Origin of the sequence: Rhizobium mulingense, assembly GCF_029194105.1 — a bacterium.
GTDB lineage: Bacteria > Pseudomonadota > Alphaproteobacteria > Rhizobiales > Rhizobiaceae > Rhizobium > Rhizobium mulingense.
The window spans coordinates 1-20,902 of the sequence record NZ_JARFVE010000025.1; the positions used below are offsets into that span (position 1 = coordinate 1).

General features: G+C 61.6%; 21 protein-coding genes, 1 pseudogene and 1 riboswitch. Of the genes and pseudogenes, 14 read left to right on the plus strand and 8 right to left on the minus strand.

Annotated features, from left to right (window positions below):
• Nucleotides 1–137, minus strand: a pseudogene (locus PYR71_RS29530) (sugar ABC transporter substrate-binding protein); the annotation flags it as partial.
• 473 nt (nt 138–610) lie between these two features.
• Here PYR71_RS29530 and queC point away from each other — a divergent pair.
• From queC to queE, 3 genes are read left to right on the plus strand one after another with little or no spacing between them, the layout of a single operon-like run.
• On the plus strand, nt 611–1,321 hold the full coding sequence (gene queC / locus PYR71_RS29535) for a 7-cyano-7-deazaguanine synthase QueC (RefSeq protein ID WP_275621758.1): 711 nt from the start codon (nt 611–613) through the stop codon (nt 1,319–1,321).
• Complete coding sequence (gene queD / locus PYR71_RS29540) at nt 1,321–1,677, plus strand: 6-carboxytetrahydropterin synthase QueD (RefSeq protein WP_038691505.1); 357 nt, start codon at nt 1,321–1,323, stop codon at nt 1,675–1,677. Before queC ends, queD begins: the two co-directional genes overlap by 1 nt.
• A complete protein-coding gene (gene queE, locus PYR71_RS29545) occupies nt 1,674–2,402 on the plus strand; it encodes a 7-carboxy-7-deazaguanine synthase QueE (RefSeq protein ID WP_275621759.1) in 729 nt (242 codons plus the stop codon). Before queD ends, queE begins: the two co-directional genes overlap by 4 nt.
• Before the next feature lie 6 nt (nt 2,403–2,408).
• Here queE and PYR71_RS29550 read toward each other — a convergent pair whose 3' ends face one another.
• The 6 genes from PYR71_RS29550 to PYR71_RS29575 all read right to left on the minus strand — a co-directional run bounded on the left by PYR71_RS29550 (nt 2,409) and on the right by PYR71_RS29575 (nt 10,771).
• Nucleotides 2,409–3,632, minus strand: a complete 1,224-nt coding sequence (locus PYR71_RS29550) for an adenylate/guanylate cyclase domain-containing protein (RefSeq protein ID WP_275621760.1) — start codon at nt 3,630–3,632, stop codon at nt 2,409–2,411.
• Nucleotides 3,633–3,734: 102 nt separating this feature from the next.
• Nucleotides 3,735–4,709 carry a class 1b ribonucleoside-diphosphate reductase subunit beta gene (nrdF, locus tag PYR71_RS29555; protein ID WP_275621761.1) on the minus strand — a complete coding sequence of 325 codons (975 nt, stop codon included), beginning with the start codon at nt 4,707–4,709 and terminating at the stop codon, nt 3,735–3,737.
• 196 nt (nt 4,710–4,905) lie between these two features.
• Nucleotides 4,906–7,110 (minus strand): class 1b ribonucleoside-diphosphate reductase subunit alpha, encoded by a 2,205-nt coding sequence (gene nrdE, locus PYR71_RS29560; protein WP_275621762.1) that lies wholly within the window; start codon nt 7,108–7,110, stop codon nt 4,906–4,908.
• Nucleotides 7,089–7,493 carry a class Ib ribonucleoside-diphosphate reductase assembly flavoprotein NrdI gene (gene nrdI, locus PYR71_RS29565; protein ID WP_275621763.1) on the minus strand — a complete coding sequence of 135 codons (405 nt, stop codon included), beginning with the start codon at nt 7,491–7,493 and terminating at the stop codon, nt 7,089–7,091. The genes nrdE and nrdI overlap by 22 nt, the downstream gene beginning before the upstream one ends.
• Nucleotides 7,494–7,506: 13 nt before the next feature.
• On the minus strand, nt 7,507–7,728 hold the full coding sequence (gene nrdH, locus PYR71_RS29570) for a glutaredoxin-like protein NrdH (protein WP_275621764.1): 222 nt from the start codon (nt 7,726–7,728) through the stop codon (nt 7,507–7,509).
• A gap of 261 nt (nt 7,729–7,989) precedes the next feature.
• A riboswitch (cobalamin riboswitch) is annotated at nt 7,990–8,215 on the minus strand.
• Between the two features lie 324 nt (nt 8,216–8,539).
• Nucleotides 8,540–10,771 carry a heavy metal translocating P-type ATPase gene (locus PYR71_RS29575; RefSeq protein ID WP_275621765.1) on the minus strand — a complete coding sequence of 744 codons (2,232 nt, stop codon included), beginning with the start codon at nt 10,769–10,771 and terminating at the stop codon, nt 8,540–8,542.
• Nucleotides 10,772–10,842: 71 nt separating this feature from the next.
• Between PYR71_RS29575 and PYR71_RS29580 the strand changes: the two genes are divergently transcribed.
• Nucleotides 10,843–11,265 (plus strand): MerR family transcriptional regulator, encoded by a 423-nt coding sequence (locus tag PYR71_RS29580; protein WP_183920391.1) that lies wholly within the window; start codon nt 10,843–10,845, stop codon nt 11,263–11,265.
• A 68-nt stretch (nt 11,266–11,333) separates the two neighbouring features.
• The gene (locus PYR71_RS29585) at nt 11,334–12,542 is read left to right on the plus strand and encodes a TIGR03862 family flavoprotein (protein ID WP_275621766.1); all 1,209 of its coding nucleotides are present in this window, start codon (nt 11,334–11,336) and stop codon (nt 12,540–12,542) included.
• A gap of 44 nt (nt 12,543–12,586) precedes the next feature.
• Here the strand turns inward: PYR71_RS29585 and msrB are convergent, their stop codons facing one another.
• Nucleotides 12,587–13,072, minus strand: a complete 486-nt coding sequence (msrB, locus tag PYR71_RS29590) for a peptide-methionine (R)-S-oxide reductase MsrB (RefSeq protein ID WP_275621767.1) — start codon at nt 13,070–13,072, stop codon at nt 12,587–12,589.
• 200 nt (nt 13,073–13,272) lie between these two features.
• Between msrB and PYR71_RS29595 the strand changes: the two genes are divergently transcribed.
• The 9 genes from PYR71_RS29595 to PYR71_RS29635 form a co-directional block, all read left to right on the plus strand.
• Nucleotides 13,273–14,232 (plus strand): helix-turn-helix domain-containing protein, encoded by a 960-nt coding sequence (locus PYR71_RS29595; protein WP_183920386.1) that lies wholly within the window; start codon nt 13,273–13,275, stop codon nt 14,230–14,232.
• 165 nt (nt 14,233–14,397) lie between these two features.
• Nucleotides 14,398–15,906, plus strand: coding sequence for an aldehyde dehydrogenase (gene adh / locus PYR71_RS29600; RefSeq protein WP_275621768.1), 1,509 nt, complete (start codon nt 14,398–14,400; stop codon nt 15,904–15,906).
• Nucleotides 15,907–16,105: 199 nt separating this feature from the next.
• Nucleotides 16,106–16,498 carry a DUF779 domain-containing protein gene (locus PYR71_RS29605; protein ID WP_275621769.1) on the plus strand — a complete coding sequence of 131 codons (393 nt, stop codon included), beginning with the start codon at nt 16,106–16,108 and terminating at the stop codon, nt 16,496–16,498.
• A gap of 130 nt (nt 16,499–16,628) precedes the next feature.
• On the plus strand, nt 16,629–17,225 hold the full coding sequence (locus tag PYR71_RS29610; protein WP_275621770.1) for a DJ-1/PfpI family protein: 597 nt from the start codon (nt 16,629–16,631) through the stop codon (nt 17,223–17,225).
• Nucleotides 17,226–17,249: 24 nt separating this feature from the next.
• On the plus strand, nt 17,250–17,600 hold the full coding sequence (locus PYR71_RS29615; RefSeq protein WP_183920378.1) for a ribbon-helix-helix domain-containing protein: 351 nt from the start codon (nt 17,250–17,252) through the stop codon (nt 17,598–17,600).
• A gap of 173 nt (nt 17,601–17,773) precedes the next feature.
• Complete coding sequence (locus PYR71_RS29620) at nt 17,774–18,481, plus strand: SDR family NAD(P)-dependent oxidoreductase (RefSeq protein ID WP_275621771.1); 708 nt, start codon at nt 17,774–17,776, stop codon at nt 18,479–18,481.
• Between the two features lie 132 nt (nt 18,482–18,613).
• Nucleotides 18,614–19,747 (plus strand): calcium:cation antiporter, encoded by a 1,134-nt coding sequence (locus PYR71_RS29625; protein WP_275621772.1) that lies wholly within the window; start codon nt 18,614–18,616, stop codon nt 19,745–19,747.
• Nucleotides 19,748–19,949: 202 nt separating this feature from the next.
• The gene (locus PYR71_RS29630) at nt 19,950–20,714 is read left to right on the plus strand and encodes a bestrophin-like domain (protein ID WP_275621773.1); all 765 of its coding nucleotides are present in this window, start codon (nt 19,950–19,952) and stop codon (nt 20,712–20,714) included.
• A gap of 3 nt (nt 20,715–20,717) precedes the next feature.
• The coding region (locus tag PYR71_RS29635) for a hypothetical protein (protein WP_275621774.1) at nt 20,718–20,902 on the plus strand (185 nt) is incomplete at its 3' end.

Genomic DNA, 20,902 nt, shown 5'->3' on the forward strand with positions numbered 1-20,902 from the left:
ACGTTCAACGCCGCCGCCTCGCCGCCTGACGTCCACCAGTGCAGCATCTGCACTTCCTTGACGTCGGCGGCGCGGGCGCCACCGAGGCCAGCCGTCATCACGACAGCAACAGCCGCCGAGCTCAAAAACTTGCGCATGAATTCCTCCCGTTTGAAATTCGGCGGCGGGCCTTCCCAGCCGCCCGATGTTTACCGCCTTTGCAGCGGTCGACATACGGCCACGCTCCTCCGCGCGGTTGCTAATTTAAAACGGTATAAGCGCTTGGTCGTCAAGCCCTTTCTCGACTCCCGAGAAAAATATGGCTATTCCGCTATCACACTGAATTTACAGCGTTCTTGATTTTTTCAGACCATCGCCGAAAGTCGACACGATCCTTAAGGAGTAGACGCCGGCGGGGGAGGATCCGGGACGCTGGCCGCGTCGGCGCATCAGCAATCCTGACCCGGAGGCCTCCGCCTCCCGTTGCCGACGCAAATCGATTTGCCGATCGGCAGGACCGCACAACTTTCGAGGCCGACATCTTAAAACGGTTTGCATCACGCCCGATTTGGCCTAGAAGCACGCCGTAATCCGGTCGCAGCCCACCCGGTCAAAACAAGGGATCCAAAATATGAAGACTCTCGTCGTCTGCTCCGGCGGACTCGACTCCGTTTCGCTTGCGCACAAGATCGCGGCGGAGCAACAGCTTATCGGCCTCGTCTCCTTCGACTACGGCCAGCGGCATCGCAAGGAACTCGACTTCGCCGCCCGGTGCGCCGCACGTCTTGCCGTTCCGCATCAAATCATCGACATCGCCGCCTTCGGCGGCCATCTCAGCGGATCGGCGCTGACCGACAATGTCGAGGTCCCGGACGGCCACTATGCCGAGGAGACCATGAAGGCCACCGTAGTGCCGAACCGCAATGCCATCATGCTGGCCATTGCATTCGGCTTGGCCGCCGCGCAAAAGGCCGATGCCGTTGCCGTCGCCGTGCACGGCGGCGACCATTTCATTTACCCCGACTGCCGGCCGGGGTTCATCGACGCCTTCCAGCGCATGCAGAACGAAGCGCTGGACGGTTATGCCAGCGTCAGACTGCTGGCGCCCTATGTCGATGTTCCCAAAGCGGCGATCGTCGCCGACGGCGCAAAACACGACACGCCGTTTGCCGAGACCTGGTCCTGCTACAAGGGCGGCAACCTTCATTGCGGGCGCTGCGGAACCTGCGTCGAACGCAGCGAAGCCTTCCACCTTGCCGGTGTCGCCGATCCAACGGACTATGAAGACCGGGACTTCTGGAAAGCGGCCGTGTCGCAATATTCCGCGGCGGAGGTGCGTTGATGTACCGCATCACCAAGGAGTTTCATCTCTCCGCTTCGCACCAGCTGGATCACCTGCCGGCGGACCATCAATGCGCCAGGCTCCACGGCCACAACTACATCGTGGTCGTCGAACTCGCCGCCGAAAGCCTGAATGACGACGGGTTCGTTCGCGACTATCACGACCTGTCGCCGCTCAAGCGCTATATCGACGAGGCTCTCGATCATCGCCACCTGAACGAGGTCTTCGGCCATTCGAAAGTCACCTCCGAATTCCTGGCCAAGCATTTCTACGACTGGTGCAAGCAGCGTTTTCCCGAGACATCGTCCGTCCGCGTCAGCGAGACGCCGAAGACCTGGGCGGAGTACCGGCCATGAGCGGAGAGACCATTCGCGTCAGCGAGATCTTCGGCCCGACCATCCAGGGCGAAGGCGCTTTGATCGGGCTGCCGACAGTGTTCGTCCGGACCGGCGGCTGTGATTATCGCTGTTCCTGGTGCGACAGCCTTCACGCCGTCGACAGCGCCTTCCGGGATCAATGGCTTCCCATGTCCGTCGAGGCGATCTGGCAGGAGGTCACGAAGCTCTCTGGAGGTAAGCCGCTGACCATTTCTCTTTCCGGAGGCAATCCGGCAATCCAGCCTTTGGGGCCGCTGATCGAGCTCGGCCGGTCCCAGGGATATCGCTTCGCGCTGGAAACGCAGGGGAGTCTCGCTCGGAACTGGTTTCGCGATCTCGATGTTCTGGTCTTGAGCCCGAAGCCGCCGTCGAGCAGGATGCAGACGAACTGGGATGAAGTCGATAACTGTCTCCGGCTCACCGCCGGCGGGCCGGAGATCGTGTTGAAAATCGTCATCTTTGACGATGACGACTATGCTTTCGCCCGGGAGGCGGGTCGGCGCTACCCCTATATTCCCCTGTTCCTCCAGCCGGGCAACCATACGCCGCCGACACGCGACGACGACGACCCCCGTATCGATATCGACGGCGTGATGGACCGGATGCACTGGCTCGTCGAGAAAGTGACGGCCGACCAGTGGTTTGCAGCGCGCGTGCTGCCGCAGCTGCATGTGCTGCTGTGGGGAAACAAGCGAGGCGTCTGAGCTTCTCTATCGTTCCGGAAAAGCGAAGACATCGACAGGCTCTCCGAGCCCGCGCAGCGGGAAGGTGCCGAGGCTGTCCATGTCTTTGGCGCAGCCCGCCATTTCGACGAAGGCCCGCGACAGTAGCACCGGACGCTTGACCTCCTTGGTCAGGTTTTCCAGCCGCGAGGCGATATTGACGGCAGGGCCGATGACGGTGAAATCCAGCCGCCGGCGCGAACCGATATTGCCGTACATGACGTCGCCGACATGCACGCCGACGCCGTAACGCAGCGGTTCGCGTCCTGTCCGCGCGTGCTGCTCGTTCAGCTCGGCCATCAACGCCTGCCCTTCGCGGATCGCCTGCAGCAGATCGGCGCAGGCCGTTGCCTTGCTTAAGGGGAAGATTGCCAACAATCCGTCGCCCATGAACTTCAGGATTTCGCCGCCATAGCGTTCGATCGGATCCGACATGGCGTCGAAATAGTCGTTGAGCAGATGGATGACATCGTCGCGCGGCCAGAGATCGGAGATTGCCGTAAAGTCGCGCAGGTCGCAGATCATGATCGCTGCACCGACGGTGGCGCCGCTGCCGCGTGTCGTCACGCCCGACAGGATCTGCTCGCTTGCATGCGGCCCGACATAGGTCTGCAGCAGCGTGCGCGCCATGATGTTCTTCAGGCGAATTTCGCTGATCAAGGTCAGCGCCGGAAGGAGATCACGCAGGAAGTCGACATGTTCGCTGGTAAAACCGCCCGGCCGGTTGGTGGAAAATGTAGCCACATGCCGTTTGCCGAAGGTGTGTTCGAGCGGCCAGGCGATATACTCGGTCAAGCCGTCATCGCGCAGTTCCCCATAGAATGAATCCAAGTCACCGTCAGCTGCACCTTCCAACTGCCTGCGCACTTCCTCCGCACCTTGATGGATCGCGTTGACCGGGCTGGTCAGGAACTCGGGCGTGTTTTCGACGCCATAGGCGAATGTGTTGATCTTCGCCTCTGTGAGCCCTTCCTTCCAGAGGATGCGTGCGCCGATCCATTGCGGATGGTTCGTCCGGAAATGCAATGTCGCCCGGGCCACCGGCACCCCAGCCGACAGCAGCTTCCCGCACATGTCCACGAAAATGTTGTCGATGAAACGCTCGCCCCGCGTCTCGTTCACCAGCCAATCGAGAATCCGCCTCCTGCGGATCGGCCAGACGCCCTCGTCCGCTTCTACGGCAGTCCCAGTCTTGTTCAAAAAAGGTGACATCAAAAGCTCCGCTACTTCACGTCATCTGCGAGGATCGAATTCAGTTTCCGCTGAATGTGGGCGACAGGGAAGCAAATGATAAGGGCAGACTGCGAGAAAGCCTCAGAAATCCCAATCCTCGTCTTCGGTCGCGACTGCCTTCCCGATGACATAGGAAGAACCGGAGCCGGAGAAGAAGTCATGGTTCTCGTCGGCATTCGGCGAAAGCGCCGACAGGATCGCCGGATTGACCTTGCAGGCCTCGGCCGGGAAAAGCGCCTCGTAGCCGAGGTTCATCAGCGCCTTGTTGGCGTTGTAATGCAGGAATTTCTTGACGTCCTCGGTCAGCCCAACGCCGTCATAGAGCGCCTCGGTATATCTGGCCTCGTTGTCGTAGAGCTCGAGCAGCAGGTCGAAGGCGAAATCCTTGATCTCCTGCCGTCTCTCCTCGGAAAGCCGCTCCAACCCGCGCTGGAACTTGTAGCCTATATAATAGCCGTGCACCGCCTCGTCACGGATGATCAGCCGGATCATGTCGGCCGTGTTGGTCAGCTTGGCGCGGCTCGACCAGTACATCGGCAGGTAGAAGCCGGAGTAGAACAGGAAACTCTCGAGAAAGACACTGGCGACCTTCTTTTTCAAGGGATCGCCGGAACCATACTGCTCCATGATCAGCATTGATTTTCGCTGCAGGGACTCGTTCTCCTCCGACCAGCGATAGGCATCGTCGACATCGGGCGTCGAGCACAGCGTCGAAAAGATCGAGGAATAAGAACGCGCATGCACCGCCTCCATGAAGGAGACGTTGGAAAGCACCGCCTCCTCATGCGGCGTTACCGCATCCTCCATCAGCCTGATGGAACCAACGCCGTTCTGGATTGTGTCGAGCAACGTCAGCCCGGTGAAGACGCGGATGGTCAACTGCTGCTCGGCCGGCGTCAGCGTCGTCCAGGAAGGGATGTCGTTGGACAATGGCACTTTCTCAGGCAGCCAGAAATTGCCGGTCAGCCGGTTCCAGACTTCGAGATCCTTGTCGTCCTCGATGCGGTTCCAGTTGACGGCGCGCACGCGGGAAACGGGCTTCAATTGTATGTTCATGGGGTGGTCCTCTTGAGGAATATGCGCGGATTTGCCCCCATCCGCCTGCCGGCACCTTCTCCCCGCCCGCGGAGCGAAGGGGATATGCCGCACTGTCTTCCGTCAGTATTTCCGGTTCGTGTGGCAAGTCCCCTCTCCCCGTCAAAATGGGGAGAGGGTTAGGGTGAGGGGCAAATTGCTCCGGAGCGAATTCAAATTACAGCGTACAAGACACGCAGCCCTGCACCTCGGTGCCGGACAGCGCCATCTGGCGAAGGCGGATGTAGTAGATGGTCTTGATGCCCTTCTTCCAGGCATAAATCTGCGCCTTGTTGATGTCACGCGTCGTTGCCGTGTCGCGGAAGAACAGGGTCAGCGACAGGCCCTGGTCGACATGCTGGGTCGCCGCCGCATAGGTATCGATGATCTTCTCCGCGCCGATCTCGTAGGCATCCTGATAATAATCGAGATTGTCGTTGGTCATGAACGGGGCCGGATAGTAGACACGGCCGGTCTTGCCTTCCTTGCGGATCTCGATCTTGGAGACAATCGGATGGATCGACGAGGTCGAGTGGTTGATATAGGAGATCGACCCCGTCGGTGGCACCGCCTGCAGGTTCTGGTTATAGAGGCCAGACGTCATGACAGCTGTCTTCAACGCCGCCCAATCGTCCTGCGTCGGAATATGGATTCCTGATTTGTCGAACAGCGCCTGCACCTTCTCGGTGGCCGGCTTCCATTCCTGTTCGGTATATTTGTCGAAATAGTCGCCGGAGGCATATTTCGAATTTTCGAAGCCCTTGAAGCTTGTGCCGCGTTCGACCGCCAGCAGGTTCGAGGCGCGGATCGCGTGATAGGTCACCGTATAGAAATAGATGTTGGTGAAATCGACGCCTTCCTCTGATCCGTAGAAGATGCGTTCGCGGGCGAGATAACCGTGCAGGTTCATCTGGCCGAGACCGATCGCATGGCTCTCGTCATTGCTCTTCTCGATCGACGGGACCGAGGCGATATGGCTCATGTCGGAGACGGCCGTCAGCGCCCGGATGGAGGTCTCGATCGTCTTGCCGAAATCGGCTGAGTCCATCGCCGCTGCAATGTTCAGCGAGCCGAGATTGCAGGAAATATCCTTGCCGAGATGCTCGTAGGAGAGGTCGTCGTTGTATTCGCTCGCCTCGCTGACCTGGAGAATCTCGGAGCAGAGATTGCTCATCGAAATGCGCCCGGCGATCGGGTTCGCCCGGTTCACCGTGTCTTCGAACATGATGTAGGGATAACCGCTCTCGAACTGGATTTCGGCGAGCACCTGGAAGAATTCGCGCGCCTTGATCTTCTTCTTCGAGATGCGCGCATCCGCCACCATCTCGCGATACTTTTCAGTCACCGAAATCTCGGTGAAAGGCACGCCGTAGGCGCGCTCCACGTCGTAAGGCGAGAACAGATACATATCCTCATTGTTTTTCGCGAGCTCGAAGGTGATGTCGGGCACGACGACACCGAGCGACAGCGTCTTGATGCGGATCTTCTCGTCGGCATTTTCGCGCTTAGTGTCCAGAAAACGCATGATGTCGGGATGATGGGCGTTGAGATAGACAGCACCTGCCCCCTGACGCGCGCCGAGTTGGTTGGCATAGGAGAAACTGTCTTCGAGCAGCTTCATCACCGGGATGATGCCCGACGACTGGTTTTCGATCTGCTTGATCGGCGCGCCGGCCTCACGGATATTCGTCAGCGACAGCGCGACACCGCCGCCGCGCTTCGACAGCTGCAGCGCCGAATTAATCGATCGGCCGATCGATTCCATATTGTCCTCGACCCGTAGCAGGAAGCAGGAAACCAGTTCGCCGCGCTGCTTCTTACCGGCATTGAGAAAAGTCGGCGTCGCCGGCTGGAAACGGCCAGCAATTATCTCGTCCACCATGTCGCGGGCAAGGGCCTCGTCGCCACGCGCCAGGGTCAGCGCCACGATGCAGATGCGGTCCTCGTAGCGCTCGAGATAGCGTTTTCCGTCGAAGGTCTTCAGCGTATAGCTGGTGTAATATTTGAAAGCGCCGAGAAAGGTCGGAAACCGGAATTTCCTGGCATAGGCCTGATCGAACAGGTCGCGGACGAAATTGAAGGAATACTGATCGAGCACCTGCTGCTCGTAATACCCCTCGGTCACGAGGTAATCGAGCTTTTCCCTCAGATTATGAAAGAACACCGTGTTCTGGTTCACGTGCTGCAGGAAATACTGCTTCGCCGCCATGCGATCCTTGTCGAGCTGGATCCTGCCCTCATCATCATAGAGGTTCAGCATCGCGTTCAGCGCGTGATAGTCGAGCGTTTCCGCCGCTTTCGAGGGGCGTTCGCCGACGGGATGAGCAAAAGTGTTATGCGGTATTGCGCCCGCATCCCGCGTCAGAGTTGTTCCCGTGTCCAAAACCGTTCCAATCCGTATCTGACGTTGACGACGTCCTCCTCGGTGCCGAGGAGCTCGAACCTGTAGAGGTAAGGCACCCGGCATTTGCGCGAGACCACGTCGCCGGCAAGCCCATATGTCTCGCCGAAATTGCTGTTGCCCGCGGCAATCACGCCCCGGATGTGTCCTCGGTTCTCCGCTTCGTTCAAGAAACGGATCACCTGCTTGGGAACGGCCCCCTTGCCACCGCCGCCGCTATAGGTCGGCACGACAAGCACGAAGGGTTCGCGGATATGGAACCCGGCTGCGCCGCTTGCGGGAATGCGCGCCGTGCGCAGTCCGAGCTTGGCGACGAAGCGATGGGTATTCTCCGATCGGCTGGAATAATAGACGAGCAGCCCCATCGCCGTTTTCCGGTCAAGAGAGCGCGCTGATCATATCGGGACGGAAACCCGCCCAATGCCGTTCGCCGGCGATGACGACGGGCGCCTGCATGTAGCCCAGGCTGCGGACACGATCGAGCGCTGCGGCATCCTGCGAGATATCGACGATGTCATAATCGACCCCTAGACGGTCGAGGGCGCGGTAGGTGGCGGTGCACTGAACGCAGGCGGGTTTGCTGTAGACGGTAACGCTCATCATCTTCCTCGTGATGTCAAAAAATTCAGGACGCAATACTGGGATCGGGCGCCTTGCGACGTCCGGGGCAACGCTTGATGGTGATCTGGCAAGTCGGCGCTTTAAACGCCCGATATGATCCCTTTCGGGATTAGCGCGGACGGCGGCCTTGATATTCTCGACATGACTTCAACCCCGAAGTGCTCATGCGGACGTTCGGGGCAGCGTAACAGGCGCGGATCATTCCGCTTTCATGCACGCGACCTTCCGGACACCCCGCCCGTGGACATCTAGTTCAAGGCAGGTCTCCTGGCTTGCGGGTCGAAGCATCCTGCCCCAGCCTTCCCGAGGCATCATGCCTCAGTGACCTGAAATCGGACAGTTGCTCGCCGCTTACAGTTGCGGGGGCAGCTCCGGCTTTGTTGCGCCGTCATGGCGAAACACACCGTATTCCCGTCTTAGCCCGCGATCCTGACGAATCGAAGGAACCTTGAACACTAGATATAGTACGCGAATCCAAAATCACGTCAACGGATGGTTTGTGCATTGCGTTACGACAGGTTTGAAATTACTGCGTTCCTCTGAAAAACGAGGATAACGAAGGCTTAACGAAAGCAGGCTGTGGAGAAGGTCGGATGAAGAGAGCGAGCCTATAGCCACTCTCATATTTGATGACCAACCTCCCTCTCCGCGTCATCCTCGGCCTGCCGAGGATCTGCTGCCTATCGACCGGAGGCAGATGCCCGGGACAAGCCCGAGCATGACGAAAGAGGGTTTGGCGGCCGCTGTCAGCGGCACTCTTCAGGTGACGAGCGCCGCAAGCACGACATGTTTACATCTTTACTCGAAGCAGCCTGAGCGCATTGATCGTCACCAGCACGGTGGCGCCGGTATCGGCGAGAATCGCCGGCCAGAGGCCGGTGATGCCGGCGATCGTCGTCACCAGGAACACCGCCTTCAGCCCGAGGGCGATGGTGATATTCTCTAGGATATTGCGCATCGTTCGTTTCGACAGTTCGATCATCCGCGCCACGTCGCCGACGCGCCCGTGCAGCACGGCGGCATCGGCCGTCTCCAGCGCCACATCGGTGCCACCGCCCATGGCGATGCCGATGTCGGCCGCCGCCAGCGCCGGAGCGTCGTTGATGCCGTCGCCGACCTTGGCGACGACAAAACCCTGACGCTTCAATTCGCCGACGACCCGCTGCTTGTCTTCCGGCATCATCTCGCCGCGCCAGTCGATGCCGAGCATGCCGGCAACAGCTGCCGCCGTCCGCTTGTTGTCGCCCGTCAGCATCATCGCCTTGACGCCGGCCGATTTGAGCGCGGACAGTCCGGCCCTGGCATCCGCGCGCGGCTCGTCGCGTATAGCGATCAGTCCGGCCGCAACGCCGTTGACGAGCAGCACCGATACGCTCTTGCCCTCGTCGTTCAGTGCCGTGATGCGTGCATCCTTCTCGCCATCGAGCGCCCCACGCTCGCGAGCGGCGGACGGCGACAACAGATCGAGCGTCTCGCCCCCGACCTTGCCGGTGACGCCCTTGCCCGGCAGCGCCTCCAGCTCGAAGGCCGGCGGCACGGGGACGCCGTCCGCCCGAGCACGGTTGAGGATCGCCAGCGCCAGGGGATGGCTGGAGCCCTGCTCCAGTACCGCCGCGCGTGACAAGACCTGCGCCTCGCTCAATCCGAAGGCAACGATATCGGTCACCTGAGGCTTGCCTTCCGTCAGCGTGCCTGTTTTGTCGAAGGCGACCATCGTGACCTTGCCGAGCGTTTCCAAGACCGCGCCGCCCTTCATCAGCAGCCCGCGCCGCGCGCCTGCCGAAAGCGAGGCGGCAATCGCCGCCGGCGTCGAAATGACGAGCGCGCAGGGGCAGCCGATCAGCAGGATGGCAAGGCCCCTATAGATCCATTCGCCCCACGACCCACCGAACAGCAGCGGCGGAACCGTCGCCACCAGGGCTGCGACCACCACCACGCCGGGCGTGTAATAGCGCGAAAACCGATCGATGAAACGTTCGGTCGGCGCCTTCGATTCCTGCGCTTCCTCCACCAGCTTGACGACGCGGGCGATAGTATTGTCGGCAGCGGCCGCCGTAACGCGTACCCTGAGCACCGCATCGCCATTCACCGTTCCGGCAAAGACGACGGCATCGACACCCTTGCGCACTGGCGTGCTCTCGCCCGTCACCGGCGCCTCGTCGATCGCGCTCTCGCCGGAGACAATGACGCCGTCCGCCGAGATGCGGTCGCCGGGACGCACCATGATGATCGCTCCGACGGCGAGGCTTTCCGCCGGCACCTCCCGCGTCTGGCCATTGTCTTCGAGCAGCGCATTTTTCGGCACCAGCGCCGTCAGCGACTGGATGCTTTCGCGCGCCTTGCCGGCCGCCACCCCCTCCAGCAGCTCGCCGACGAGAAACAGGAAGACGACGGTCGCTGCCTCCTCGCCGGCATTGATGATGACGGCGCCGACGGCGGCGATCGTCATCAGCATCTCGATCGAAAACGATGTGCCCGATAGAGCCGCCATGATGGCGCGGCGCGCGATCGGCACCAGCCCGACCAGCATGGCGATGACGAAGGCGTAGGATGCGACCGCAGGCACGAGATGGCCGATGGCATAGGCGGCGATTAGCGCTGCACCCGAGACGATGGTCAATCGACCCTTCCGGCTTTGCCACCAGGAACCGGTCATCGGCGCATGGGCATGGCCGTGCAGCCCCTCGATTTTCTTTTTGCCATGATCGTGACCTGCGTGATCATGATCATGGTCGTGGCCGGCATGATCGCCGTGGTCGCGATGATCGTGCGGGCCGTGATCCTGTGCCGGCGCCGCGCTTCCGGCAAAGGGTGAAACCGAATAACCGAGCCCCGTCACCCTCTTCTCGATCGCCTTGAGGTTGCCGCTGCCGTCATGCCGCACGGTCATCGTGCCAGCCACCACCGAGACGGACACATCGGCGACACCCGCCACGCGCCTGACCGCCGTGTCGATCTTGGTCGCACAGGCGGCGCAATCCATGCCGCCGACCCGGTATCGTGTCTCGCTCGTCTCAGCCATTATCCGCTTCCTTGTCAAACAGAAGCATCCCTCCTACATCCTCTAGCGACTAGAGGTGCAAGAGGAAAATCATGAAAAAGATCACGATCGGCGAAGCCGCTCGCCGGAGTGGGGTCAAAGTGCCGACGGTGCGTTATTACGAGAGCATCGGCCTGCTCGCGGCCCCAAGCCGCAGCGAAGGCAACCAGCGCTCCTTCGAACCCGCCGATATCAGCCGCCTCACCTTCATCCGCCATGCCCGAGAACTCGGCTTCGAGATCGAGGCGATCCGCACGCTGCTCACCCTGCAGGATGATCCGCACCAATCCTGTGCCTCTGCCGATGCCATCGCCAAGGCTCGTCTCGTCGAGGTCGAGCAGCGCATCCGCAGCCTGATGGCGCTGAAGGCCGAACTCGAAACCATGGTGGAAGGTTGCGGCCATGGCCGCGTCGACCAATGCCGTGTCATCGAGGTTCTCGCCGACCACGGCCGGTGCACGCATCCGCACCATTGATCCCCGCCCTTGCAGGCAATCGACGCCCGCGCCACAACTGCACCAGATAGAATCGGGCGAAGACATCCATGAACCAGAAGCGAATTGCGATCATCGGCGGCGGCCCGGCGGGCCTGGCGGCCGCCGAGCTGCTTTCGCTCTCCGGCCATGCGGTGACGGTCTACGACGCCATGCCGACCTTCGCCCGCAAGTTTCTGCTCGCCGGCAAGTCGGGGCTGAACATTACCCATTCCGAGGATTATGCCCGTTTTGCCACACGCTTCGGCGCCGCCTCTGCCCGCCTGCGCCCAGCTCTCGATGCCTTTACCCCTGGCAATATCAGAGATTGGGCAGCAGGGCTCGGGACCGAGACTTTCGTCGGCTCGTCCGGCCGGGTTTTCCCTGATGTGATGAAAGCCTCTCCCTTGCTGCGCGCCTGGCTCAAGCGGCTGGAGGCGCAGGGCGCCACCCTGCGCACCCGCCACCGCTGGATCGGTTTTGCCGATGAGGGCTATGTTTTCGAAACGCCGGAAGGACGCAGCATCGTCCACTGCGACGCAGCCCTGCTGGCGCTCGGCGGCGCAAGCTGGCCGCGCCTCGGCTCCGATGCACGCTGGCTGCCCTGGCTATCGGAGAAGGGCGTCGAGATCGATGCCTTCCGACCCGCCAATTGCGGCTTCGTCGCCGGCTGGAGCGAGAGCTTCCGCGAGCGTTTCGCCGGCGAGCCCGTGAAGTCGGTCACCGCCACCTCCGACGCCGGCACCTTTCCCGGCGAATTCGTCATCACCGCAAACGGCATCGAGGGCAGCCTGGTCTATGCCCATGCGGCAAGCCTCCGCGACCGGCTACAGAGGCACGGCAGCGCTGCCCTGACGCTCGACCTCGCCCCGGGTCGGACGCTCGAAAGGCTGATCCGCGACCTCACGCGGCAGGACGCCAAATCGAGCTTTGCGAACCGCCTGCGCAAGGGCGCCGGCCTCGACGGGGTCAAGGCGGCCTTGCTGCGTGAGCTCGCCGCCGAGCGCGATCGAGCCGATCCCGTCCGTCTCGCCGGCATGATCAAGGCCTTGCCGGTGCCGGTCCTCGAAACGAGGCCGATCGGCGAGGCCATCTCCTCGGCCGGCGGCATCCGCTGGAGCAGCATCGACGACGGCTTCATGTTGAAGGCGCTGCCGGGCACTTTCGTCGCCGGCGAAATGCTCGACTGGGAAGCGCCGACCGGCGGCTATCTCCTCACCGCCTGCCTTGCGACCGGCCGGGCCGCGGCACGCGGCATCGAGGCTTGGCTGCAAGGATAGCCCCGGCGCTCGCAGGCTGCGCAGCAAACAAGAGCTTCCTTCGATCAGGCCGAGGCTGCACGAAACGTCATGACAAGGCCATTCATGCAGTAGCGAAGCCCAGTTGGCTTTGGGCCATCGTCGAAGACATGTCCGAGATGGCCGCCACAGCGGCTACAATGGACCGCCGTGCGAGCCATCCCGAAACTGGTGTCGTGTGTGGTGCCGACGGCATGGTCGAGCGGTGCCCAAAAGCTCGGCCAGCCGGTGCCGCTATCGAATTTCGTTGCCGAGGAAAAGAGCTTTTGGTCGCAGCCGACGCAGGAGAAAATGCCCTTCCGCTCCTCATGCAGCAACGGGCTGCTGAAGGGATTTTCCGTCCCCGCCTGACGCAAGATGACGAATTGATCCGGCGTCAGCAGGCTATGCCATTCCTCATCGGTGTGGGTCACCGGAAACGTTTCGACGGCGATCGCCTTGCCGGCCAGGCTAGCGCGGCCGGCAAGCGCCCCGAAAACGGTCGTCATCAGCAACAATCGTCTGTTCAGCATGATCCAGGATCTCCCCATCTTGCAAAGCCTTGCTCTGTAGGAAAATACGGGCGAGAGAAGTCTTTGTTACATTCTCACCGCTCAAACACCGAAATGTGATGCGCCCCCTTTCGCCGCGCGCTGACGGCCGCCACGCGCCGGCCTGATTGCAAACCCGCGGCTTTTCCATCAGACTGTGCTGAAGTTCCGGGGAGGAGCAGATGCACGAACAATCAGCGCACGCGGAGCATGTCTATACCTCTGCTCAGCGCGATTCCGCCGCGGCCAGCTCTCCGGTGGTCGCCTCCTGGCGGCGATGCATGACCATGCACCAGCTCGCCCCCGAGGACGAACGGGCGCCGCTGCGCCTGACCGATGTAGAATTCCGGCGCGCCCGCGAACAGTCCGGGCAGCTGATCGCCAGCGCGACGGACGAGCTCGATCGCCTCTTCACCACCGTCGGCAAGGCCGGCTGCTGCCTGCTTCTGACCGACAAGAACGGCATTGCGCTGGAGCGGCGGGGAGCGGCCGGCGACGACAAGGAATTTTACGCGCTCGGCCTCTGGACCGGCTCCGTATGGACCGAGGCTAGCATCGGCACCAATGGCATCGGCACCGCGCTTGCCGATGAACGCGCGGTCGCCATCTTCCGCGACCAGCATTTCTTCTGCGCCAATACCAGCCTCAGCTGCACGACGGCGCCGATCCGCGACCATCGTGGCCGGCTGGCTGCGGCCCTCGACATCTCCACCTGCCGCGAAGACGCCAACGAGATGACGCTGACGATCCTAACGCAGACCGTGCGCGATGCCGCGATGCGCATCGAACTCAATCTCTTCCGTTCGGCCTTTCCCAGCGCCCGCTTCGTGATGGTTCCGGCCGGCGCTAACTCGGCCGCCGCCCTGCTGGCCGTCGACCGGCATGACCTAGTGCTCGGGGCGACGCGCGCCGCCCGCATCGCGCTGCAGCTGGACGACAAGCGGATCGCCGCCGGCATTCCGGCCGCCGATGCTCTCCGCGAAGCCGTCGTCTCACAGCAGGAAGAGATGGTCCAGGCCGAGAAGGCAGCCTTGCTGCGGGCGCTGTCGCGCGCCCGCGGCAACATCTCCCAGGCGGCAATCGCTCTTGGCATCAGCCGTGCCACCCTGCACAGGAAAATGAAGAAGCTCGACCTCCACTGACCGGTTCAAAGGTTTCGCCGTTGCGGCAAATCCGTCGCCGATCCTGTCGCAAGTCTGCGACACTGTGCACTGCGGTATGGAAGAGCCTCCCTGTTCCCTTCGCCAAAACACGCACATTTTCCTCCCACTGGTTCGCTTGGAACCTGGATCATCAGGGAGGATGACATGCTTCATCAGAAAATCGTCGAGTCGCCGTTCAAGCTGAAATACGGCAACTATATCGGCGGCGAATGGCGCGAGCCGGTCGAAGGCAAATATTTCGAAAACCTCACGCCCATCACCGGCGGCAAGCTCTGCGACATTCCCCGTTCCGATGGAAAGGACATCAATCTCGCGCTCGACGCCGCCCATGCGGCCAAGGAAAAATGGGGGCGCACCTCCGCTGCTGAGCGCTCCAACATTCTCATGAAGATCGCCGAGCGGATGGAAGACAAGCTGGAATTGCTCGCCCAGGCCGAGACCTGGGACAATGGCAAACCCATCCGCGAGACCATGGTCGCCGACATTCCGCTGGCGATCGACCATTTCCGCTATTTCGCCTCCTGCATCCGCGCCCAGGAAGGTTCGATCGGCGAGATCGATCACGATACGATCGCCTATCACTTCCACGAGCCCCTAGGCGTCGTCGGCCAGATCATTCCCTGGAACTTCCCGATCCTGATGGCCACCTGGAAGCTCGCTCCCGCGCTTGCCGCCGGCAACTGCGTCGTCTTGAAGCCTGCCGAGCAGACGCCGGCCTCGATCCTGCTCTGGGCCGATCTCGTCGGCGATCTTCTGCCGCCCGGCGTGCTTAACATCGTCAACGGTTTCGGCATCGAGGCCGGCAAGCCGCTGGCGACCAGCCACCGCATCGCCAAGATCGCCTTCACCGGCGAGACGACGACCGGCCGGCTGATCATGCAATATGCCAGCCAGAACCTCATTCCGGTGACGCTGGAACTCGGCGGCAAATCGCCGAACATCTTCTTCGCCGATGTGATGGCCGAAGATGACGATTTCCTCGACAAGGCGCTCGAAGGTTTCGCGATGTTTGCCCTCAACCAGGGCGAAGTCTGCACCTGCCCGAGCCGCGCTCTCGTCCAGGAATCGATCTATGAACGCTTCATGGAAAGGGCGGTCAAACGCGTCGAGGCAATCAAGCAGGGCAACCCGCTTGATCCCGCCACCATGATCGGCGCCCAGGCCTCGACCGAGCAGCTCGAAAAGATCCTCGCCTATCTCGACATCGGCAAGCAGGAGGGGGCTCAGGTCCTGGCTGGCGGCTCCCGCAACGATCTCGGCGGCGATCTGGCGAACGGCTATTACGTCAAGCCGACGATCTTCAAGGGTCACAACAAGATGCGCATCTTCCAGGAGGAGATCTTCGGGCCGGTGGTCTCGGTCACGACCTTCAAGACCGAAAAGGAAGCGCTCGAAATCGCCAACGACACGCTCTATGGCCTCGGCGCCGGTGTCTGGAGCCGCGACGCCAATCGCTGCTATCGGTTCGGCCGCGAGATCCAGGCCGGCCGCGTTTGGACCAACTGCTACCACGCCTATCCCGCCCATGCCGCCTTTGGCGGCTACAAGCAATCGGGCATCGGCCGCGAAACCCACAAGATGATGCTCGAGCACTACCAGCAGACCAAGAACATGCTGGTGAGCTACAGCCCGAAGGCGCTCGGTTTCTTCTGAGAACTTTCGTGTGGGAGGGAGTGTCAAAACCCCTCCCCACCCCCCACAAGGGGGAGGGGCCTGACCCGCTGAACCGCCTCGCTCTGAAACTCACATATCTCCTTACTGAAACGTCATCGAGGAAGGTTGCCGGTGCGGCAGCTTAGCTCCTCCCCTTGTGGGGAGGGGAACTCTTCTCCCGAAACTCTGAGGAAGACCGATGGAAACGACCGTCAACGGCGAACCGCGTGTTCTCGCAACCGACGCAGCCCTTGATCTGATCGCTGAGATCAGGCGCGATCATCCTGATATCCTCTTCCACCAGTCCGGCGGCTGCTGCGACGGCTCCTCGCCGATGTGTTACCCCGCAAATGAATTCATGGTCGGCGACAGCGACGTCAAGCTCGGCGAGATCGGCGGCGTGCCGGTCTATATCAGCGCCAGCCAGTTCGAGGCGTGGAAGCACACGCAGCTGATCATCGATGTCGTGCCGGGTCGCGGCGGCATGTTCTCGCTCGACAACGGCCGCGAGAAACGCTTCCTCACCCGTTCGCGACTCTTCGGCGACGGAGAGGCCTGTGCTGTCCCGGATGCTACGGTCAGAACAGTCTGATGCATGCCGCTAAGACGCACAGGCGGTCTGGCGCGCAACGTGCTGAGAATTTCGCCTGTAGTATTCCCATAGTACCTTCTGTCCGATGGTCTTTGTTAATCTTCATCCGTTGGTTTCAAAGGAGGATACGATGCCAGCTTCAAGGATCCTGATGATCACCGGTGATTTCACCGAAGATTATGAAACGATGGTGCCGTTCCAGACGCTGCTCGCCTGCGGCTATACGGTCGATGCCGTCTGCCCCGGCAAGAAGGCGGGTGAGAGCGTCGCCACCGCCATTCATGATTTCGAGGGCGACCAGACCTATTCTGAAAAGCGCGGCCATAATTTCGCGCTGAACGCCACTTTCGACAGCGTGCGGGCAGAGGATTACGATGCCCTCGTCATCCCCGGCGGCCGCGCCCCCGAATATCTTCGCCTCAACGCCGACGTCATCAAGTCGGTCCGGCACTTCTTCGATACCGGAAAACCTGTTGCAGCCATCTGCCACGGTGCGCAGCTGCTTGCCGCTGCCGGCGTATTGAATGGCCGCACCTGCTCGGCCTATCCCGCCTGTCGGCCGGAAGTCGAACTGGCCGGCGGCGTTTATGCCGATATTGCAATCACCGACGCGGTCTCGGACGGCAATCTTGTCACGGCGCCGGCCTGGCCGGCGCATCCCTCCTGGCTGCGCCAGTTCATGGTGCTGCTCGACGCCGCATCGATGCCTGAAACCAACGCCGCCTGACAAGGGCGGCACCGCGAGGACGACATGTGTGAACTCTTCATCAAAGCGGATGCGCGGCTATGGGAAAGCACCACCCGGTCGCTGCGCATCGACGGCATGGTCACCAGCGTGAGGCTGGAGAACTTCTTCTGGTCGAAGCTCGAGGAAATTGCCCGGCGCGACGGCATGAACGTCGCGCAGCTGATCACCCGGCTGCATCATGAGTCGATCGATGCGGGCCACGATCTCGGAAATTTCACATCCTTCCTGCGCGTCTGCTGCGCCCGTTATCTCGACCTGCAGCTCACCGGGGATATTCCCGCCGATGTCAGCCGCCCGATCTCCGAGCTGGATGCGCCGGTCATCCTCGGCCGCGAACGGGAAAAATATCACTGAAGCCTGGCCGAACCCCCGATGACGCGGGCAGAGCTCTCCACGGAGAACTCTGCCGACAATCCTGGGATACCTGACCGTGGCGCGGCTGCACGGGGGTTGCGTTGCGACGCAGCCTGGATCAACAATGCGCAGCATCATCCAGCACCGGCAGCACCGTCAGGAGATCGATTGCCATGAACGACCAGAAAGCCGTGATCGTCACGGGAGCCGGTGGCAACCTTGGCAGTGCCGTTGTCCGCGAACTTGCCGCAGGAGGCGCCAAGCTCGTCTGCATGAACCGGTCGAGCCAGGAGCTGGAAGCCTTGGCCGGCGAGCTTCCCGCCTCCACCGAGTTCCTGTCGATCGCCGGAACGGACCTCACCGATTATGCCTCCTGTGCAGCCGCCGTCGCGCGGGCTGACAAGCGCTTCGGTGGCGTCAGCGCCCTGGTCAATACGGTCGGCGGCTTCCAGATGGGACCGGTCGGGCCGGATGCAACTTCCCAATGGGACACGATGATGACCGCCAACGCCCGTACTGCGCTGACGATCAGCGCTGCGGTTCTCCCGACCATGAAGGCAGCAGGCTATGGCCGCATCATTCACGTCGCCGCCGCCCCCGGCCTGAAGGCCGGAGCCAATCAGGCGGCCTACGCCGCTTCGAAAGCCGCCGTCATCCGGCTGACCGAGGCGATCGCTGCGGAAAACCGCGGCCACCGCATCACCGCCAACTGCATTCTGCCCGGGACAATCGACACGCCCGAGAACCGCGCTGCCATGCCCAATGCGAAGACGGACGGCTGGGTATCGCCGCAATCGATCGCCCGCCTCATCGCCTTCCTGATTTCACCGGCGTCAGCCGTCGTTACCGGCGCGGCGATCCCTGCAACCGGCCGCGAATGAAGGAAGCCCTTGCACGTTTTGTACCCCCGGCTTGCGGTACGATTCTCATAGGAGGCGCGGGCAGCGGGCGGGGCGCGCGATGGTGTTGATGATCGCATTGTGGCGGCATTTGCAGGAAGGCAGGTGGTTTCGATGACCGACGGTCCCGCATTCCCCGCCGTCAGCGCCACCAGCTTGGTGCGTGAGGAATGGTTCCTCGGCGTCAGCGTCGCGACGAGCTTGGCATTTCTGGCTTTCCAGGAGCAGCTTTTCGGGCGGCTTTCCGATCCGCTTTGGTTCACCGTCGTTTTCGTGTGGCTGTTTGCCGTCGTACTCGGCTCCGCCCTGTCGGTCGTGCGGCACGCGGATCATTTGGCGGAGCGGCTAAAGGAGCCCTACGGCACGCTCATTCTGACGCTTGCCATCACTTCGATCGAGGTGATGGCGATATCGGCCGTCATGCTGCACGGCGAAAACAATCCGACGCTTGCCCGCGACACGCTGTTTGCGGTCGTCATGATCATCCTGAATGGCATGGTCGGCCTGTCGTTACTGCTGGGCGCGTGGCGGCGGCCGGAACAGCAGCACAATCTGCAGGGCGCCAACGCCTATCTCGGGGTGATCGTGCCGCTGGCGACCTTGAGCCTGGTCATGCCGACATTTCTGGCAGACCCAGGCGGACAGCATGCATCGGCGCCGAGACAACTGATCCTCGGCATAATATCGGTCGGCCTTTATGCCACATTTCTGTTTCTGCAGGCTGGCCGGCATCGGGACTATTTCACCGACGAAAGCAACCGTCACGAGCCCCCCGGCGAACGTCTCCCTCACCATGGACCGGTCTGGCCTCATGCCATTCTGCTTTTCGCCTATATGGGTCCGATCGTCTTCCTCGTCGAACTGCTTGCGCGGCCGATCGATTACATTATCGAAACCCTGCATGCTCCGACCGCATTTGGCGGTGTCGTGATGGCGGTCCTCGTTGCGACGCCCGAGGCAATGAGCGCCGTGCGCGCATCCATCGCCAACAATCTTCAGCGCTCTGTCAACATCTTCCTTGGTTCGGTATTGTCGACGATCGGGCTGACGGTGCCGGCGATGCTCATTGTCAGTCAGCTCTACGGACACACAGTGACGCTCGGCCTTGAGCGCGGGGATCTGGTGATGCTCCTGCTCACGCTCGCCGTCAGCATCATTACCTTTGCCAGCGGCCGTACGCATCTCATGCAAGGTGCCGTGCACCTGGTGCTTTTCCTGGCTTACGTGATGCTCATTTTCCAGCAATGACGCACACCCGGCGCCGCTCGAAGGCGGCACTGGAAGACCAGGAAAGTAAAGTTCCGCGCCCGGCCTGTCTTCCGCTATGATGGCGGGAGCTATTGCACGGATTGCAAACAATCGCAGTGCTGAAAGCAACTCAAGGTGCGACAGCGTCCTTGCCCGTCTGAAAAGACGCGCGGCGCTGTAGGTGGCAATACGGAGACCGGACTTGGGCTCATTGTTGCTTGGCGGACTTGTATTTGTGTTTCTGTCGACCGCAACGGCGATTGGATTGATCGTGCGCGGCCGCTTGCCGGATCATCATCTCAATTCGGAATCCAAGGACGTCATCAGGCTGGCGACCGCGGTGGTGGGAACGCTATCGGCCTTAGCGCTCGGCCTTCTGATCGCCTCGGCCAAGTCCACCTACGACAACGCCGAAGTGGAGATGAGAACAGCGGCCGCGCGGGTGCTCCTGCTTGACCGCGTCATGGCCCAATACGGGCCGGAAACCGGCAAGGCGCGGCAGTTGCTGCGTGAATTGATCGAGAAACGGCTGAGCCGCGGCTGGTCGGCCGAAACCACCGACGAGGCATCCGGCAAGGCGCTGGGGGAATATCAGGATATCGAGGCGGTTCAGGGCGACCTTCGGGCGCTCTCGCCGAGGGATGCCGTGCAGCGCTCTCTCCAGGCGCGGGCTCTTGAGGTAAGCGGCATGGTGGCCGAGACCCACTGGCTGCTGGTCGAATCCGGTAAAGAGGGTTTGCCCTGGGCCTTCCTCACCGTTCTCGTCTGTTGGCTCGGGCTGCTTTTTGCGACCTTCGGGCTGCAGGCGCCGGCCAATCCGACTGTGCTGTCAATTCTGCTCGTCTGCGCCCTGTCCGTCGCCGGCGCGATCTTCCTGATTGCGGATATGGCCAATCCCTATGTCGGCCTGATCCATGTTTCCGATGCACCTTTGCAATCGGCCATCGAACGGCTCGGGAAACCCTAAAGGATGTCGCGCAAAGGTCGGCGCGCAGCAGGAATGCGACTGGCACCGCCGATCGGAATCGATCAGAACGCGCACGAGCTCGTCGCCGTCCTGTTCTGTCGCCCGGAAACGCAAAAAGCCCGCCGGATTGGCGGGCTATTTTTGTATATGGTTGCGGGGGCAGGATTTGAACCTGCGGCCTTCAGGTT